We start from the raw sequence: 17,121 nt of genomic DNA on the forward strand, positions 1-17,121 counted from the left end.
CTCAGTCCTTGATCTCGCAGATGGCGGCGCCGGAGGTGATGGAGGCGCCGACCTCGGCGGTGAGGCCCTTGACGGTGCCGGACTTGTGGGCGTTGAGGGGCTGTTCCATCTTCATGGCCTCCAGGACGACGATGAGGTCGCCTTCCTGGACCTCTTGGCCCTCCTCGACGGCGATCTTGACGATGGTGCCCTGCATGGGCGAGGCGAGGGTGTCGCCGGAGGCGGCGGGGCCGGACTTGCGGGCGGCGCGGCGCTTGGGCTTGGCGCCGGCGGCGAGGCCGGTGCGGGCCAGGGACATGCCCAGCGACGAGGGCAGGGAGACCTCCAGGCGCTTGCCGCCGACCTCGACGACGACGGTCTCCCGGCCGGCTTCCTCGTCCGTCTCGGTGTCGGCGGGGGAGGCGAACGGCTTGATGTCGTTGACGAACTCGGTCTCGATCCAGCGGGTGTGGACCGTGAACGGCTCCGTGGAACCGGTCAGCTCGGGGGCGAAGGCCGGGTCGCGGACGACGGTGCGGTGGAAGGGGATGGCGGTGGCCATGCCCTCGACCTGGAACTCGTCCAGGGCGCGGGCGGCGCGCTGCAGGGCCTCGGCGCGGGTGCGGCCGGTGACGATGAGCTTGGCCAGCAGGGAGTCCCAGGCGGGGCCGATGACGCTGCCGGACTCGACGCCGGCGTCGAGGCGGACGCCGGGGCCGGCGGGCGGGTCGAAACGGGTGACCGTGCCGGGGGCGGGCAGGAAGTTACGGCCGGGGTCTTCGCCGTTGATGCGGAACTCGAAGGAGTGGCCGCGCAGCGGCGGGTCGTCGTAGCCGAGTTCTTCGCCGTCGGCGATGCGGAACATCTCGCGGACCAGGTCGATGCCGGAGACTTCCTCGGTGACCGGGTGTTCGACCTGGAGGCGGGTGTTGACCTCCAGGAAGGAGATGGTGCCGTCGTTGCCGACGAGGAACTCGACGGTGCCGGCGCCGACGTAGCCGGCCTCCTTCAGGATCGCCTTGGAGGCGGCGTAGAGCTCGTCGACCTGCGCCTCGGACAGGAACGGCGCGGGGGCCTCCTCGACCAGTTTCTGGTGGCGGCGCTGGAGGGAGCAGTCACGGGTGGAGACGACGACGACGTTGCCGTGGGTGTCGGCCAGGCACTGGGTCTCCACGTGGCGGGGCTTGTCGAGGTAGCGCTCGACGAAGCACTCGCCGCGGCCGAAGGCGGCGACCGCCTCGCGGACGGCGGAGTCGTACAGCTCCGGGACCTCTTCGAGGGTGCGGGCGACCTTGAGGCCGCGTCCGCCGCCGCCGAAGGCGGCCTTGATGGCGATGGGCAGGCCGTGTTCCTTGGCGAAGGCCACGACCTCGTCGGCGCCGGAGACCGGGTCGGGGGTGCCGGCGACCAGGGGGGCGCCGGCGCGCTGGGCGATGTGGCGGGCGGCGACCTTGTCGCCGAGGTCGCGGATGGCCTGCGGCGGGGGGCCGATCCAGATCAGGCCGGCGTCGAGGACGGCCTGGGCGAACTCGGCGTTCTCGGAGAGGAAGCCGTAGCCCGGGTGGATCGCGTCCGCGCCGGAGTCCTTGGCGGCCTGCAGCACCTTGTCGATGTCCAGGTAACTGGTGGCCGGGGTGTCACCGCCCAGGGCGAACGCCTCATCCGCGGCGCGGACATGCAGAGCGTCCCGGTCCGGGTCCGCGTAGACGGCCACGCTCGCGATCCCGGCGTCCCGGCAGGCCCGGGCCACGCGGACAGCGATTTCGCCACGGTTGGCGATGAGCACCTTGCGCACGATTGAGGCTCCCTCCTTGAAACAAGCCGAGTTTAGGGACTGCCGACACGGCACTTCGACCCGTCCCCAATGGTGAGCTTGCCCACACGGAGCGTGATTCGAGGCTCGCTCGACCCGCGAAAGCCCTTGTGGCACCGCGCTACGCAGGGCTCCTCCCGGAAACCCTAGCCTTCCGATGTGGTCAAGGTCTCTGTGAGAGCGTGCCGCGCCCCACTCGGTTTCTTTGTGGAGTCCCTACGAATGGCCCAATGATTCTTTGCCCGCGGCACAACTCTTGTCCCGAGGTTTACCCGTTAGTAGCGTTCGCGATGTCTCGAACGTACTTGAGGTAACAGCTGTCCTGTCCGACGGCGGTCGAAAGTGGGTGGGGACCGGTGGTGCGCAGACCGGTGGCGTGGATCGTGGCGGTCGTGCTCTTCGTGGAGGCGCTCGGCGTCGCGGCCCTGAACTGGTTCCTGGGGATCGTCGTCGACCGGCAGGACATGTCCCTGGCCGGTCTCGACCCGGACATGATGTCCGTGTCCTCGAAGATCGGCGGCGTCGTCTTCGGCCTCTACTTCGCGCTGTGCGGGCTGGTCGCCCTGCTCGTGGCCCTGCGCGACCGCCGGCCCGCCGGGTTCGGCCGGGTGCTGCTGATCAGCGCCGCCGTGGTGCACGGACTGCTCGGCGCCTTCACCTGGGGCCTGGTGGGCCCCGGCGCCTTCCTGTTCATGGTCGTCGTCCTCGGGCTCATCGTGCTGCTGCTGATGACCTACGACGCCCAGGAGGGGCCGGCGCCCGAGCGTCCCGGGGACGCACCGGGCGGCGACGGCTCCCCGGTCAGTCCTCCTGCGGCGCCCACAGTTCCGTGATGCCCACGCCCAGTTCGCCGAGCAGGCGCCGCAGCAGGGGCAGGCTGATGCCGATCACGTTGCCGTGGTCGCCCTCGATGCCGTCGATGAACGGCGCCGAGCGGCCGTCCAGGGTGAACGCCCCGGCGACGTACAGCGGCTCCCCGGAGGCGATGTAGGCGGCGATCTCCTCGTCGGTCGGGTGACCGAAGTGGACGACCGTGGACGCGGTGGCAGAGGCGTAGCGGCCGGAGACGGTGTCGTAGACGCAGTGGCCGGTCTGGAGCGTGCCGGCCCGGCCACGCATGGCCTTCCAGCGGGCGGCGGCCTCCTCGGGGTCGGCGGGCTTGCCCAGCGCCTGGCCGTCCAGGTCGAGCACCGAGTCGCAGCCGATCACCAGCGCGCCGTGGACCTCGGGCTTCGCGGCCACGACGGAGGCCTTGGCCTCGGCGAGCGCGAGGGCCAGCTCGGCGGGGGTGGGCGCGGTGACGGCGTCCTCGTCGACGCCGCTCACGAGTACCTCGGGGTCGAGTCCGGCCTGGCGCAGCAGCCCCAGCCGGGCGGGGGACTGGGAGGCGAGGACGAGTCGTCGGCGCGGCTGATCTGTCATGCGGCCAGGGTATCGGCGCACACCCGAACGGCCCGACCCGAGCCGCCGTCTCACCCCAGTCCGGTCACGATCATCGCGAGCACCATGGCCAGCGCCAGGAAAACGCTCAGCCGCCGCATCATGACCTGCGCCTGGCGCAGGTCCTCGGGCGGCTCGTTCTCGGGGTCGGACCACAGCATGCCGCCCATGGTCCGGCGCCGGGCGGTGCCGACGCCTGAGTACGCGTACTCAACTTCCCCCCGCCCTGGTGGCGGGGGGAAGGGAGGATCAGGCCCCCGGCCAGTAGGTGCGGGCCCACGACGCCGGGCCGGGCCGGGGCAGGTTCCGGGCGGCGATGCGGGCGGGGTCGGACCAGGAGTCGCGGATGCCGGGCGCGCCGGGCGGCATCGCCTGTGCCGCCGCGGCGCGGGCTCGGACCACCGCCAGGGCGGCGGCGAGCTCCTCGGGGGTGGGGTTGCCCCGTACGACCTTGATCACGGTGGCTCCTTGCCGGGCTAGAGGGGGATGTTGCCGTGCTTCTTGGGGGGCAGGCTCTCCCGTTTGGTGCGCAGCTGGCGCAGGCCGCGGACGATGTGGCGGCGGGTGTCCGAGGGCATGATCACCGTGTCGACGTAGCCGCGTTCGGCCGCGGTGTAGGGGTTGAGGAGGGTGTCCTCGTACTCCTGCATCAGGCGGGCGCGGGTGGCGTCGGGGTCGTCCGCGTCGGCGATCGTGCGGCGGTGCAGGATGTTGACCGCGCCCTGGGCGCCCATGACGGCGATCTGGGCGGTGGGCCAGGCGAGGTTGAGGTCCGCGCCGAGGTGCTTGGAGCCCATGACGTCGTAGGCGCCGCCGAAGGCCTTGCGGGTGATGACGGTGATCAGGGGGACGGTGGCCTCGGCGTAGGCGTAGATGAGTTTGGCGCCGCGGCGGATGATGCCGTCGTGTTCCTGGTCGACGCCGGGCAGGAAGCCGGGGACGTCGACGAAGGTGAGCACGGGGACGTTGAAGGCGTCGCAGGTGCGCACGAAGCGGGCGGCCTTCTCGCTGGCGGTGATGTCCAGGCAGCCGGCGAACTGCATCGGCTGGTTGGCGACGATGCCGACCGGGCGGCCCTCGACGCGGCCGAAGCCGGTGAGGATGTTGGGGGCGAACAGCGGCTGGGTCTCGAAGAACTCGGCGTCGTCGAGGACGTGCTCGATCACCGTGTGCATGTCGTAGGGCTGGTTCGCCGAGTCCGGGACGAGCGTGTCCAGCTCGCGGTCCTCGTCGGTGACCGTCAGGTCCGCCTCCTCCGGGAACGCCGGGGGCTCGGAGAGGTTGTTCGACGGCAGGTACGACAGCAGCTGCTTGACGTACTCGATCGCGTCCTTCTCGTCGCCGGCCATGTGGTGGGCGACGCCCGACGTGGAGTTGTGGGTGCGGGCGCCGCCCAGCTCCTCGAAGCCGACGTCCTCGCCGGTGACGGTCTTGATGACGTCCGGTCCGGTGATGAACATGTGGGACGTCTGGTCGACCATGATGGTGAAGTCGGTGATGGCGGGGGAGTAGACCGCGCCGCCCGCGCAGGGGCCGACGACCAGGCTGATCTGGGGGATGACGCCGGAGGCGTGGGTGTTGCGGCGGAAGATCTCGCCGTAGGCGCCCAGCGAGGCGACGCCTTCCTGGATGCGGGCGCCGCCGGAGTCGTTGATGCCGATGACGGGGCAGCCGGTCTTCAGGGCGAAGTCCATGACCTTGACGATCTTCTGGCCGTAGACCTCGCCGAGGGCACCGCCGAAGACGGTGAAGTCCTGGGAGAAGACGGCGACGGGGCGGCCGTCGACGGTGCCGTAGCCGGTGACGACGCCGTCGCCGTAGGGCCGGTTGGCGTCCAGGCCGAAGTTGGTGGAGCGGTGCCGGGCGAACTCGTCCAGCTCGACGAAGGAGCCCTCGTCGAGCAGCAGTTCGATCCGCTCGCGGGCGGTCAGCTTGCCCTTGGCGTGCTGCTTCTCGACGGCGCGTTCCGAACCGGCGTGCGTCGCTTCCTCGATACGGCGCTGCAGATCCGCGAGCTTCCCCGCGGTCGTGTGGATGTCAGGCTGCTGCTCTTCCGGCTCGGACATCGGGATGCGGCTCCCTGCCTGCTCAAAAGGGGGGACGGTTACTCATTCGTAGAGTAGTCGCGGGCCCACCCGTCGGCAGTGCGGTGTTTCCCACACCTAGGGTGGCTTGCATGACGCCACGAGATGACTCTGAGGCCCGCGGCAACCGGTGGTCCGACCTGGACCGTCCTCCCCTCAACGCCACAGCCCTGCGCCGGGGGCTGGTGCGCGAGGGCGGGCTGTGGCGGGAGGTGGACGTGGTGCAGCGCACCGGGTCCACCAACAACGACCTGGTGGCCCGGGCCGCCGAGGGGACGGCGGACGAGGGCGCCGTCCTCGTCGCCGAGGAGCAGACGACCGCGCGGGGCCGTCTGGACCGGCAGTGGACCGCGCCCGCCCGCTCCGGCCTCTTCTTCTCCGTACTGCTGCGGCCCGCCGAGGTACCGGTGCCCCGCTGGGGCTGGCTGCCGCTGCTCACCGGCGTCGCCGTGGCGACCGGGCTGTCCCGGGCGGCGGGCGTCGACACGTCCCTGAAGTGGCCCAACGACCTGCTCGTGACCGTCGGCGGCGAGGAGCGCAAGGCCGGCGGGATCCTCGCCGAGCGGGCCGGTGACGACGGGGTCGTCATCGGTGTCGGCATCAACGTCACGCTCCGGGCGGACGAGCTGCCGGTCCCGCAGGCCGGGTCGCTGGCGCTCGCCGGAGCCGTGAGCACCGACCGGGATCCGCTGCTGAGGGGCGTGCTGCGGTCGCTGGAGGACTGGTACGGGCGGTGGCGGGCGGCAGGCGGTGACCCGGCGGCGAGCGGTCTGCAGGAGACGTACGCGGCCGGATGCGCGACCCTCGGGCGGACGGTCCGTGCCGAGCTGCCGGGGGACCGGTCGATCACCGGGGAGGCCGTGGCCGTGGACGGCGACGGGCGGCTGGTGCTCGCCACGGCGGCGGGGGTGCAGGAACCGGTGGGCGCGGGCGACATCGTGCACCTGCGGCCGGCGTGAGACAGGGCGGGTCCGCAGCTCGGGCGGGGTGGGGCGCGGTCCGGCGTTGCGGCTTGCGGGAGTGAGCTGGGGCACACCTGACGTAAAGTTGGGGCCGGTCGATACCTGACCGCGGCAGATCGGAAGGGCAGCAGGCGTGACCGTCGACGACACGGGCTCCGGCGCGGACGGGGACGGCCGCGTGGACCCTCCCCCACTCTCGAATCCACCCGAGCGCGGGGAGTCCCATGCCGCCGATCCCGGCGAGGACCCGCTCGCACTGCGCATCGAACAGCTGATCCTCGGCGCCGAGCGCCGTTACACCCCCTTCCAGGCGGCCCGGAGCGCGGGCGTCTCCGTGGAGCTGGCCACCCGCTTCTGGCGGGCCATGGGCTTCGCGGACATAGGCCAGGCCAAGGCGCTCACCGAGGCCGACGTCCTCGCGCTGCGCCGCCTGTCCGGTCTGGTGGAGGCGGGGCTGCTCAGCGAGGCCATGGCTGTGCAGGTGGCCCGGTCCACCGGGCAGACCACCGCCCGGTTGGCCGAGTGGCAGATCGACTCCTTCCTGGAGGGCCTGACGGAGCCCCCGGAACCGGGGATGACGCGCACCGAGGTGACGTATCCCCTGGTCGAGCTGCTGCTGCCGGAGCTGCAGGAGTTCCTCGTCTACGTCTGGCGGCGCCAGCTCGCCGCCGCGACCGGCCGGGTGGTGCAGGCCGGTGACGACGAGGAGATGGTCGACCGGCGCCTCGCGGTCGGGTTCGCGGACCTCGTCGGGTTCACGCGGCTGACCCGCCGGATGGAGGAGGAGGAGCTCGGCGAACTGGTCGAGGCGTTCGAGACCACCGCCGCCGACCTGGTGGCCGCGCGCGGCGGACGGCTGATCAAGACCCTCGGCGACGAGGTGCTCTACGCCGCCGACGACGCGGGCACGGCCGCCGAGATCGCCCTGCGCCTCATCGAGACGATGGCCAATGACGAGACGATGCCGGAGCTGCGCGTCGGGATGGCGTTCGGCACGGTGACCACCCGGATGGGCGATGTCTTCGGTACGACCGTCAACCTGGCCTCCCGGCTCACCTCGATAGCCCCGCGCGACGCCGTCCTCGTCGACACCGCCTTCGCGGAGGAGCTGATCCGCACCGGGGACGCCCCGGCCTCCGAGGCGGAGGCGGCCGAGGAGGCCGCGGCTGCCGAGAAGGAGGGCGAGGAGGCGCCGGCGTACCGCTTCGGGCTGCAGCCGATGTGGCAGCGGCCGGTGCGTGGCCTCGGCGTGGTCGAGCCTTGGCTGCTCAACCGGCGGGGCGGGGAGTCCTAGGTCCCGGTCAGCTGCGGGACGAGGAGTTGTGGGGCTCGGTCAGCCGGCGGGCTGAGGGGTCTCAGGCATCGGTCAGCCGGGGCTGTTCAGCAGGTCCAGGCACAGGTCGATGAGCGGCAGGCACAGGCCGGGGTCCGGCTCGGGCTGCGGGGCGGGCGGGGCCGGCGGGGCGCCTGCGCCCGGCGCCGGATCGGGCGCGGAGCTTGCGGTTCCGGACGGGCGGGTGGTGGGCGCGGGCGCCGGGTTGTCCTGTGGCTCGGGCGGCCGGGTGCGCGGGGCGTCGGACGCCTGCGGGCGGCCGGGGCCGGTCGTCGGGCGTGCGGTGGGCGTGGGCCGCACCGGTATGAGCCCCGTGGCCGGGGGCGTGCTCCGGGCGCCCATGACGGAGGCGGACGACGGACCAGCCCCGGGCGCGGTGGCGACGCCGGCCGGAGCGGTGGTCGCCCGGTCCGTTCCCGCTCCTGCTCGCCTTTCCGTTCCCGCTGCCGTGCCCGTGTCGGGGCCCGGGCGGGGCCCGGCCTCGGTGCCGGGGCCGGCGACCCTCGACTCGGGTGCGAGGTGGGCGAGGCTCAGGGCGCCTGCCGCGAGAACGAGGCCGCCGGCGGCGAGCAGCAGCCTGTGGTGGCGTGGCCTGCGGTGCCGGCCGCGGGGACCCCGCGGCCGCCCGGACTCGGCCGGGGCCTCCGTCGTCGCCGTCGTCGTCATGTTCCCTCCCCGCGCGTGCGCGCCCCCGGTGCGCCGCGTCGGAGCGACGCTATGCGCTCCCGCGGACGAGGGTGCGGGAGTCGGCGGGTTGTCACTCGAACGGGTAAGCGGCGGTGGCCCGGGGTAGGTCGCGTCCGGGCTTTCCCCGGGCGGGCGCGCCTGCGATGATCGAGAGCGGTCGACTGTTAACCCGCGTTAACCGGGAGGGTGTCATGAGCGAGGAGCGGTTCGGGGAGTTCGTCCTGGTGCGGCGGCACGGGGACGGGCATGTCGCGGAGCTCGTGCTCGACCGGCCGAAGGCCATGAACGCGGTCTCGACCGCCATGGCCCGGTCCATCGCCGAGGCCTGTGCGGCGCTGGGCGCGGACCGGGGCGTACGGGCGGTGGTGCTGACGTCGACGCATGAGCGGGCGTTCTGCGTCGGGGCCGACCTGAAGGAGCGGAACTCCTTCAGCGACGCCGAACTGCTGCGCCAGCGGCCGGTGACGCGCGGGGCCTACACCGGGGTGCTGGAGCTGCCGGTGCCGACGGTGGCGGCCGTGCACGGGTTCGCGCTCGGAGGCGGGTTCGAGCTGGCGCTGTCCTGTGACGTGATCGTCGCCGACCGTACGGCGGTCGTGGGACTGCCCGAGGTGTCGGTGGGGGTGATCCCGGGCGGCGGCGGCACGCAGTTGCTGCCGCGCCGGGTGGGGGCGGCGCGGGCCGCCGAGCTGGTCTTCACGGCGCGGCGGGTGGAGGCCGAGGAGGCGCGGGAGCTGGGGCTCGTCGACCAGCTGGTGGACGAGGGCCGGGACCGGGAGGAGGCGCTGGCCATGGCGTCCCGGATCGCGGCCAACTCGCCGGTCGGGCTGCGCGCGGCCAAGCGGGCGCTGCGGCTCGGGCACGGCCTGGACCTGCGGGCCGGGCTGGAGGTGGAGGACGCGGCGTGGCGGGCCGTGGCGTTCTCCGGGGACCGGGCGGAGGGAGTGGCGGCGTTCAACGAGAAGCGTGCGCCGCGGTGGCCGGGGGAGTGACACCGGTTTCCCTGCCCGTGCCCGGCGCGGGTGCGGCAGTCCGGCCCTGACCGGTCGCAAGGCCCTCGCTGCTGTCCGCAGGCCGTGAGGGGCCCCGTTCGCTCCGTCAATGTCCACCTTTGTCGTAAACCTCCTTAGCCTGGAGGGATGGGTGAGGACAGGCGGCTCGCGGCCGTCGTGGCGCTGGCGCAGGGGATGGCCGCCGCGCACAGTGCCGACGAGGCGTGGCGGGCGGCGGCCACCGGTGCCCGCCGGGCGCTGGGCGGCAGCTTCGCCGCGCTGTCGGTGTGGGAGCGGGAGCTGGGCCGGCTCAGGGTCCTGGTGAACGTGGGCGAGCGGGCCGAGGGCGAGGAGGAGTTCCCCAAGGACGAGTCCTACCCCGTGCACCAGTTCGCGGAGATCACCGAGTTCCTGCACGAGCGCTGGGCCGGCGGCGGTGAGCCCGGTGCCTGGGTGGAGACCGCCGAGGGCCCCGCGGCCGGGCGTCCCGGTTACGTCCATCAGCGCGTCGCCGCCCTGCGCCGCCGCGGGCGCGGCTGCTGCGTGGTCGCGCCCATCGTGCTGCACGGGCGCGCCTGGGGCGAGCTGTACGTGGCCCGGCCGGTGGGGGAGCGCGTGTTCGAGCGGGCCGACGCCGACTTCGCCACCGTCCTCGCCTCCGTGGTCGCCGCCGGGATCGCGCAGACCGAGCGGCTGGAGGAGGTGCGGCGGCTGGCGTACACCGACGCGCTCACCGGTCTGGCCAACCGCCGCGCGGTGGACGCCCGGCTCGACGAGGCCGTGGAGCGGCACCGCCGCGAGAACGTGGTCGTCAGCCTGGTCGTGTGCGACCTCAACGGACTCAAGCGGGTCAACGACACCCACGGGCACGCCGTCGGCGACCGGCTGCTGGAGCGTTTCGGCTCGGTGCTGTCGCTGTGCGGGGCGATGGTGCCGGGGGCGCTCGTGGCCCGGCTCGGCGGGGACGAGTTCTGCCTGCTCGCGGTCGGGCCGCCCGCCGACGACGTGGTCAAGGCCGCCGACGAGCTGTGCCGCCGGGCGGCGGAGCTGGAGCTCGGGGACGGCGTGGCCTGCGGGGTGGCGTCCACGGAGGACCCCGTGGGGCCCGTCCGCAGCGCCCGCAGGCTGTTCCGGCTCGCGGACGCGGCCCAGTACCGCGCCAAGGCCGAGCGGGCGGACCGGCCGGTCGTCGCCGGCCGCGAGGGGCCCGACGACCCCGTCGTGCGGCTGGCGGACGAGCCGTCCCGCGGGGAGGACGGCGAGCGGCGGCGGTTCCGGGGGCGGCATTCCCCGTGAGCGGTCCCTGGCCGCATGTGACGTAAGGGGTGCTCCGGGAACCCAGTGGTGACATCTATGAATTCACTGCGTACGCTCCTGAATATGGATATGCACACTGTGGTGGTGGGGACGTCCGGGGTCACCGCGTCCGACGTCCTCGCCGTGGCGCGTGCCGGCGCCCGGGTCGAACTCTCCGAGGAAGCGGTGGCGGCCCTGGCCGCGGCCCGCGAGATCGTGGACGCGCTGGCCGCGAAGCCGGACCCCGTGTACGGCGTGAGCACCGGCTTCGGCGCCCTGGCGACCCGGCACATCAGCCCGGACCTGCGCGCCCAGCTGCAGCGCAACATCGTCCGTTCGCACGCCGCGGGCATGGGGCCGCGCGTCGAGCGGGAGGTCGTCCGCGCCCTGATGTTCCTCAGGCTGAAGACCGTCTGCTCCGGGCACACCGGCGTCCGGCCCGAGGTCGCGCAGACCATGGCCGACGTCCTGAACGCCGGGATCACCCCGGTCGTGCACGAGTACGGCTCCCTCGGCTGCTCCGGCGATCTCGCGCCGCTGTCGCACTGCGCCCTCACGCTCATGGGCGAGGGAGAGGCCGAGGGTCCGGACGGCACCGTACGGCCGGCCGGCGAACTCCTCGCCGAGCACGGGATCCGGCCCGTCGAGCTGCGCGAGAAGGAGGGGCTCGCCCTCCTCAACGGCACCGACGGCATGCTCGGCATGCTGGTCATGGCCCTTGCCGACCTCGACACCCTCTACAAGTCGGCCGACGTCACCGCCGCCCTGACGCTGGAGGCCCTGCTCGGCACCGACAAGGTGCTCGCCCCCGAGCTGCACGCCATCCGCCCGCACCCGGGACAGGCCGCCAGCGCCGCCAACATGCTCGCCGTGCTCAAGGGCTCCGGCCTGACCGGCCACCACCAGGACGACGCCCCCCGCGTCCAGGACGCCTACTCGGTGCGCTGCGCCCCGCAGGTCGCCGGTGCCGGCCGCGACACCATGGCCCACGCCCGCCTGGTCGCCGAGCGGGAGCTGGCGTCGGCGGTGGACAACCCGGTCGTCCTGCCCGACGGGCGCGTGGAGTCCAACGGCAACTTCCACGGCGCCCCGGTCGCCTACGTCCTGGACTTCCTCGCCGTGGCCGTCGCCGACCTCGGCTCCATCGCCGAGCGGCGCACCGACCGGCTGCTGGACAAGAACCGCAGCCACGGGCTGCCGCCGTTCCTCGCCGACGACGCCGGCGTCGACTCCGGCCTGATGATCGCCCAGTACACGCAGGCCGCCCTGGTCAGCGAGCTGAAGCGGCTCGCCGTACCGGCCTCGGCGGACTCGATCCCGTCCTCCGCGATGCAGGAGGACCACGTGTCGATGGGCTGGTCGGCGGCGCGCAAGCTGCGCACGGCCGTCGACAACCTCACCCGGGTGATCGCCGTCGAGCTCTACGCCGCCACCCGTGCGATCCAGCTCCGCGAGGGCCTCGTCCCGGCCCCGGCGTCGCAGGCGGTGATCGACGCGGTGCGTGAGGCGGGGGTCGCCGGTCCCGGTCCGGACCGGTTCCTGGCGCCGGACCTCGCCGCGGCCGACGCGTTCGTGCGCGACGGGCGGCTGGTCGCGGCGGCGGAGACGGTCACCGGGCCGCTGCGGTAGGGAAGGGGCGCGGGGTCCCGTCCGGGGAGGACGGGCCCCGTTTCGACGACCGGGCCGGCCCGCAAGGACGGGCCGGGAACCGGCGCCTCGCCGGGCTTTCCTGAGCTTTCGTCAAAAGAAAGTCAAAGGACCTTAAAAACCAAGGCGTTCCCGGCGCACGGAATACGCGACGAATCCCGCGCCGAGGGTGAGGCAGAGGCTGCCGCCGACGACGTACGGGGTGCTGTCGAAGCTGCCGGTGTCGGCCAGCCGGGTCCCCTCGGCGACGGCCGCCGTGTCCGTGGCCGCGGCTCTCGCCTGCGCGGTGACCTGCGGCGACGGGCTTGCCGAGGAGCCCTTGTCCGCCGGGCCGTCGGGCGTCGCGTTCGCGGACGGGACGAACCACAGGGCGCACAGCAGACCTCCCGCGGCGGCGGCGGTCAGCAACGGACGGCGAGCGGATGACACGGAATATCGATCCCCTTGTGGCGCTGGCGAATTGGCCGTGTGGGGCGATGTTAGTGAAAGGCGCGGGTCACAGGAAAGTCACGGGAGCGACCGGCCGTACGCTCCGGACATGAGCACTCCAGAGACATCACGTTTTGTCCGTCTTCGCGTCGAGCTGGTCCTTGAGATCGACGACGAGGAGGCGGTCACCGGGGCCGCGCTGCAGGCGGTCGCCGACGACTCCGAGCTGGCCGACGAGGAGCGGACGCACGCCGAGAGCGCTGTGACGGAGGACACCGCGGAGGCCCTGGCCTATCTCGTCGACCCGTTCGACCTGGTCAGCGAGGTGCCCGGGGTGGAGCTCCAGCAGGCGTCCTGGAGCAGTGAGCGAATCGACTACGACCCCGACTCGCCCGACTGGGGCGACGACGAGGAAGATGGCGACGAGGACTACGCAGAAGACGACGAAATGACGGCCGGCTGACGCGGCGTGGGGAAAATCGCGACCCCGGGCGGCAACCACCGCCCGGGGTTCCGTCGTCTCAGGGGGCGCACTGACCGACCCCGCACCACCCGCCGCCTGCGCGCGAACGTGGTGTGTCCCACACCCCTCGGCGATGTGGAACGGGACGAACCGGTCGTAGCGTTGAAAGTTCTTGACGGGGTATCTCGGGGTTTCGGGAATCGGCAACGATGGAGAAGCGTGTGATGACGGACGGTAAGCGGCGCAAGGGCCTGGTGGCCGCGTCCGCACTGCTCGGCGGTGTGCTGGTGCTCTCGGCATGTTCCAGCGGCGACGCCGGCGCCTCCGGCGGAGGGGACGACAAGACCTCGCAGGCCCAGGTCGACGAGGCGGCAGCCAAGGAGACGTCCGAGGCCCAGATCAAGATCACGCCCAAGGACGGCTCGACCAACGCCTCCATCAACAACTCCGCCGCCGTGACCGTGAGCAAGGGCACCCTCACGGAGGTGAAGATGACCACCTCCGACGGCACCGAGGTCAGCGGCGAGATATCCGCCGACAAGACGAGCTGGAAGCCCACCACGCAGCTGGAGCGGGCCACCAAGTACAAGCTGACGGCGACCGCACAGGACTCCAAGGGCCGCGCCGCCCACGAGAACGCCTCGTTCACCACGGTCTCCCCGGCCAACAGCTTCATCGGCACCTTCACCCCGGACGACGGCACCACGGTCGGCGTGGGCATGCCCGTGTCGATCAACTTCGACAAGGCGATCACCAACAAGGCCGCCGTCCAGAAGGGCATCACGGTCAGCACGACCAGCGGCCAGGAGGTCGCCTGCCACTGGTTCAACGCCAACCGCATGGACTGCCGCCCCGAGAACTACTGGCAGGAGAACTCGACCGTCACCCTGAAGCTGGCGCTCGACGGAGTCGAGGGCGCCGAGGGCGTCTACGGCGTCCAGCAGAAGACGGTCACCTTCAAGATCGGCCGCAACCAGGTCTCGTACGTCGACGCGCAGACCAAGCAGATGAAGGTCACGCGGAACGGCCAGGTGATCCGGACCATCCCGATCTCCGCCGGCTCGCCCGAGAACAAGACCTACGAAGGCCAGATGGTGATCTCCGAGAAGTTCAAGGAGACCCGGATGAACGGCGCGACGGTCGGCTTCACCGACGACGACGGCAAGGGCGAGTACGACATCGCGGACGTGCCGCACGCCATGCGCCTGTCCACCTCCGGCACCTTCATCCACGGCAACTACTGGGGCGCCAAGTCCATCTTCGGCAGCGTCAACACCAGCCACGGCTGCGTGGGCCTGGCCGACGCCAAGGGCGCCGGCGACCCGAACACGCCGGGTGCCTGGTTCTACGACAACTCCATCGTCGGTGACGTGGTCGTCGTCCAGAACACCGGCGACAAGACCATCGCCCCGGACAACGGCCTCAACGGCTGGAACATGGACTGGGCCCAGTGGAAGGCCGGTTCGGCGGTCTGACGCCGAACTCCCCACGGGGCGTTTCCACTTCGCAACAGGCGCCCGCCACCCCTCGACCAGGGGCGGCGGGCGCCTGCCGTGTCCCCGGCTTCTCATCCTTCTCTTACGCCGGCCTTATCCCTTCATCACGGGCCGTCCCTAGCTTGCGGCCATGTTCTTCACGTACCTGAGGCGCGAACTGCGCCGCCGCAGAAAGGCGGCCCTCGTCGTCGCCTCCGGCCTCGCGCTGGGCATCGCGCTGGTCATCGTCGTCGACTCCGTCTCCTCCGGCATGGGCAGGGCCCAGGACAAGGTCCTGCAGTCGCTGTACGGACTGGGCACGGACATGACGGTCACCAAGGCCGCCTCCCCGACGGCCGGCACCTCGGACCGGCCGCGCTTCCGCTTCGACGCACAGGAGGACGGCTCCGAGGAGGAGCAGAGCACCGACCGCGTCATGGTGCAGGGCTTCCAGACCCTGGCCGACACGACCGTCGGCAAGGTCGCCGGGCAGGACGGCGTCGCCGACGCGGTGGGCGGACTGAGCCTCCAGGTCATGAAGGTCAGCGGCCAGTTCACCCGCGGCCAGTTCCAGCAGGACGGCTCGGGCGGTCAGGGGCAGGGCGGCCCGGGCGCCGGCGGGCAGCAGGCCCCGCAGGGCCGTGTGCAGGGCGGCGGCGCCGACTTCGACGTCAACAGCTACTCCGTCTACGGCACCGACGTCACCGAGCCCGCCCTCGGCCCGCTGACCTCCTCCACCATCACCAGCGGCCGCACCTTCAAGGAGTCGGAGACCGACGCCGAGGTCGCCGTGGCCGACTCCGCGTACGCCAAGGAGAAGAAGCTCAAGACCGGCTCCACGGTCACCGTCAAGGGCACGGAGTTCGAGGTCGTCGGCATCGCCACGGCCGACAGCGGTGACGCGGCGGCCAACCTCTACATACCGCTGAAGCAGGCCCAGACCCTCGCCGACGCCAAGGACAAGGTCACCACGATCTACGTCAAGGCGACCGACTCGCAGCGGATCGACGGCGTCAAGTCCGCGATCCAGAAGAACGTCCCGGGCACCACGGTCACCACCTCCGCCGACCTCGCCGACACCGTCTCCGGCTCCCTGTCCACCGCCTCCTCCCTCGCCGCCGGCGTCGGCAAGTGGCTGTCGATCGTGGTGCTGGCGGCCGCGTTCCTGGTCGCCGGGCTGCTCACCTCCTCGGCCGTCTCCCGCCGGGTGCGCGAGTTCGGCACGCTGAAGGCGCTGGGCTGGCGCTCGGGCCGGGTGACCCGGCAGGTGGTCGGCGAGGCCGTCGTCAACGGCCTGGTCGGCGGCGTCCTCGGCATCGCGCTCGGCCTGGCGGGCGCCTACGCCGTCACCGCGGTCAGCCCGACGCTTCAGGCCCAGCTCGGCGGGGGCGCGGACGGCGGGACGGGTGGACCCGGTGGCCCCGGCGGCGGCTTCGGCGGTCCGGGGCGGCAGGCGGCCGCCAAGACCCTGGACGTCGCCCTCAGCGCGCCGGTCAGCCTCACCACCATCGCCCTCGCGGTCGGCCTCGCCGTGGCCGGCGGACTCGTCGCCGGCGCCTTCGGCGGCTGGCGCGCCTCCCGCCTGCGGCCGGCGGACGCCCTGCGCCGCGTGGAGTAGCGAGCGCCGCACCGGCCTGCCACGGGGCCTGCCGCGCGGGCCCCACCCCCCTTACGTTCACCAGGAGTTGCAGCACCATGTACGAGCTCAGAGGCGTCACCAAGCGCTACACCCGCGGCAAGGACACCGTGCACGCCCTCGACGGAGTCGACCTCACCATCGCCGACGGAGACCGGCTGGTCATCCAGGGGCCCACCGGCGGCGGCAAGTCCACCCTGCTGCAGATGCTGGGTGCCCTGGACCGGCCCAGCTCCGGCGAGGTCGTCCTGGACGGCACGGACCTGGCCAAGCTGCCCGAGGCCCGCCTGACCAGGGTGCGCAGCGAGAGCATCGGCTTCGTCTTCCAGTCCTTCAACCTGATCCCGACGCTCACCGCGCAGGAGAACGTCGAGACCGCGCTCGTACCGCTCGGCGTGAAGGCGAAGGAGCGGCGCGAGAAGGCCGCCGAGGCGCTGACGTCCGTCGGGCTCGGCGAACGGCTCGGGCATCTGCCGGGCGAGATGTCCGGCGGCCAGCAGCAGCGGGTCGCCATCGCGCGTGCGCTGGTGAAGCAGCCGAAGGTGCTGCTCGCCGACGAACCCACGGGAAACCTCGACGAGTCGACGCGGGACGAGATCATGGACGTGCTCGACCGCATGTGGAAGGAGCTCGGGCTCACCTTCGTCATGGTCACCCACGACTCGGCGATCGCGAGGAAGGCCCCGCGCCTGGCGACGATCCGCAAGGGCCGCATCACCGTCAAGGAGAACGCGCAGGCGTAGTCCGCCCAGGGCGCAATCCATCGGCTGGGTAACGGAGTTCGTGCGGTGGCGTTACAGCCGCCCGACGGTTTTCTCACCTTTCTCTCATCCGATTGAGCAGTTGATCACCCCTCGGCATACTGCGAGATCCGGGGGAGCACGC

General features: G+C 72.3%; 17 protein-coding genes. 10 read left to right on the plus strand and 7 right to left on the minus strand.

Annotated features, from left to right (window positions below):
* Position 1: 1 nt before the first annotated feature.
* Positions 2-1,774 (minus strand): acetyl/propionyl/methylcrotonyl-CoA carboxylase subunit alpha, encoded by a 1,773-nt coding sequence (locus H0H10_RS18575; protein WP_188182125.1) that lies wholly within the window; start codon positions 1,772-1,774, stop codon positions 2-4.
* 374 nt (positions 1,775-2,148) lie between these two features.
* Between H0H10_RS18575 and H0H10_RS18580 the strand changes: the two genes are divergently transcribed.
* Positions 2,149-2,625, plus strand: coding sequence for a hypothetical protein (locus tag H0H10_RS18580; protein WP_309141832.1), 477 nt, complete (start codon positions 2,149-2,151; stop codon positions 2,623-2,625).
* Here the strand turns inward: H0H10_RS18580 and H0H10_RS18585 are convergent.
* From H0H10_RS18585 to H0H10_RS18595, 4 genes are all read right to left on the minus strand, one after another.
* Positions 2,594-3,214 carry a nucleoside triphosphate pyrophosphatase gene (locus tag H0H10_RS18585; RefSeq protein WP_188182126.1) on the minus strand — a complete coding sequence of 207 codons (621 nt, stop codon included), beginning with the start codon at positions 3,212-3,214 and terminating at the stop codon, positions 2,594-2,596. The genes H0H10_RS18580 and H0H10_RS18585 overlap by 32 nt on opposite strands.
* A 50-nt stretch (positions 3,215-3,264) precedes the next feature.
* Positions 3,265-3,393 carry a morphogenic membrane protein MmpB gene (gene mmpB, locus H0H10_RS40550; RefSeq protein ID WP_262506277.1) on the minus strand — a complete coding sequence of 43 codons (129 nt, stop codon included), beginning with the start codon at positions 3,391-3,393 and terminating at the stop codon, positions 3,265-3,267.
* Between the two features lie 88 nt (positions 3,394-3,481).
* Positions 3,482-3,691: an acyl-CoA carboxylase epsilon subunit gene (locus H0H10_RS18590; RefSeq protein ID WP_188182127.1), complete on the minus strand. Its 210-nt coding sequence runs from the start codon at positions 3,689-3,691 to the stop codon at positions 3,482-3,484.
* 17 nt (positions 3,692-3,708) lie between these two features.
* Positions 3,709-5,298 (minus strand): acyl-CoA carboxylase subunit beta, encoded by a 1,590-nt coding sequence (locus H0H10_RS18595; protein ID WP_188182128.1) that lies wholly within the window; start codon positions 5,296-5,298, stop codon positions 3,709-3,711.
* A 110-nt stretch (positions 5,299-5,408) separates the two neighbouring features.
* On the opposite strand from H0H10_RS18595, the gene H0H10_RS18600 reads away from it, so the two are divergent.
* A complete protein-coding gene (locus H0H10_RS18600) occupies positions 5,409-6,275 on the plus strand; it encodes a biotin--[acetyl-CoA-carboxylase] ligase (protein ID WP_188182129.1) in 867 nt (288 codons plus the stop codon).
* A 136-nt stretch (positions 6,276-6,411) separates the two neighbouring features.
* Positions 6,412-7,572, plus strand: coding sequence for an adenylate/guanylate cyclase domain-containing protein (locus tag H0H10_RS18605; RefSeq protein ID WP_188182130.1), 1,161 nt, complete (start codon positions 6,412-6,414; stop codon positions 7,570-7,572).
* A 72-nt stretch (positions 7,573-7,644) separates the two neighbouring features.
* Here the strand turns inward: H0H10_RS18605 and H0H10_RS18610 are convergent, their stop codons facing one another.
* Positions 7,645-8,277 (minus strand): hypothetical protein, encoded by a 633-nt coding sequence (locus H0H10_RS18610; RefSeq protein ID WP_223180091.1) that lies wholly within the window; start codon positions 8,275-8,277, stop codon positions 7,645-7,647.
* 212 nt (positions 8,278-8,489) lie between these two features.
* On the opposite strand from H0H10_RS18610, the gene H0H10_RS18615 reads away from it, so the two are divergent.
* The 3 genes from H0H10_RS18615 (at position 8,490) to hutH (ending at position 12,215) form a co-directional block, all read left to right on the plus strand.
* The gene (locus H0H10_RS18615; protein WP_188182131.1) at positions 8,490-9,290 is read left to right on the plus strand and encodes an enoyl-CoA hydratase/isomerase family protein; all 801 of its coding nucleotides are present in this window, start codon (positions 8,490-8,492) and stop codon (positions 9,288-9,290) included.
* A gap of 147 nt (positions 9,291-9,437) precedes the next feature.
* Positions 9,438-10,586, plus strand: a complete 1,149-nt coding sequence (locus H0H10_RS18620) for a GGDEF domain-containing protein (protein WP_188182132.1) — start codon at positions 9,438-9,440, stop codon at positions 10,584-10,586.
* Positions 10,587-10,676: 90 nt separating this feature from the next.
* Positions 10,677-12,215, plus strand: a complete 1,539-nt coding sequence (hutH, locus tag H0H10_RS18625; protein WP_188182157.1) for a histidine ammonia-lyase — start codon at positions 10,677-10,679, stop codon at positions 12,213-12,215.
* A 132-nt stretch (positions 12,216-12,347) separates the two neighbouring features.
* Here hutH and H0H10_RS18630 read toward each other — a convergent pair whose 3' ends face one another.
* Positions 12,348-12,662, minus strand: coding sequence for a hypothetical protein (locus H0H10_RS18630; RefSeq protein WP_188182133.1), 315 nt, complete (start codon positions 12,660-12,662; stop codon positions 12,348-12,350).
* Positions 12,663-12,771: 109 nt separating this feature from the next.
* Between H0H10_RS18630 and H0H10_RS18635 the strand changes: the two genes are divergently transcribed.
* The 4 genes from H0H10_RS18635 to H0H10_RS18650 all read left to right on the plus strand — a co-directional run bounded on the left by H0H10_RS18635 (position 12,772) and on the right by H0H10_RS18650 (position 16,979).
* The gene (locus H0H10_RS18635) at positions 12,772-13,125 is read left to right on the plus strand and encodes a hypothetical protein (RefSeq protein ID WP_188182134.1); all 354 of its coding nucleotides are present in this window, start codon (positions 12,772-12,774) and stop codon (positions 13,123-13,125) included.
* Positions 13,126-13,349: 224 nt separating this feature from the next.
* On the plus strand, positions 13,350-14,600 hold the full coding sequence (locus tag H0H10_RS18640) for a L,D-transpeptidase (RefSeq protein ID WP_188182135.1): 1,251 nt from the start codon (positions 13,350-13,352) through the stop codon (positions 14,598-14,600).
* A 151-nt stretch (positions 14,601-14,751) separates the two neighbouring features.
* Positions 14,752-16,218: an ABC transporter permease gene (locus H0H10_RS18645; RefSeq protein ID WP_188182136.1), complete on the plus strand. Its 1,467-nt coding sequence runs from the start codon at positions 14,752-14,754 to the stop codon at positions 16,216-16,218.
* Between the two features lie 77 nt (positions 16,219-16,295).
* Complete coding sequence (locus H0H10_RS18650) at positions 16,296-16,979, plus strand: ABC transporter ATP-binding protein (protein ID WP_188182137.1); 684 nt, start codon at positions 16,296-16,298, stop codon at positions 16,977-16,979.
* Positions 16,980-17,121 lie beyond the last annotated feature (142 nt).

Source organism: Streptomyces griseicoloratus (assembly GCF_014534645.1).
Lineage (GTDB): Bacteria > Actinomycetota > Actinomycetes > Streptomycetales > Streptomycetaceae > Streptomyces > Streptomyces griseicoloratus.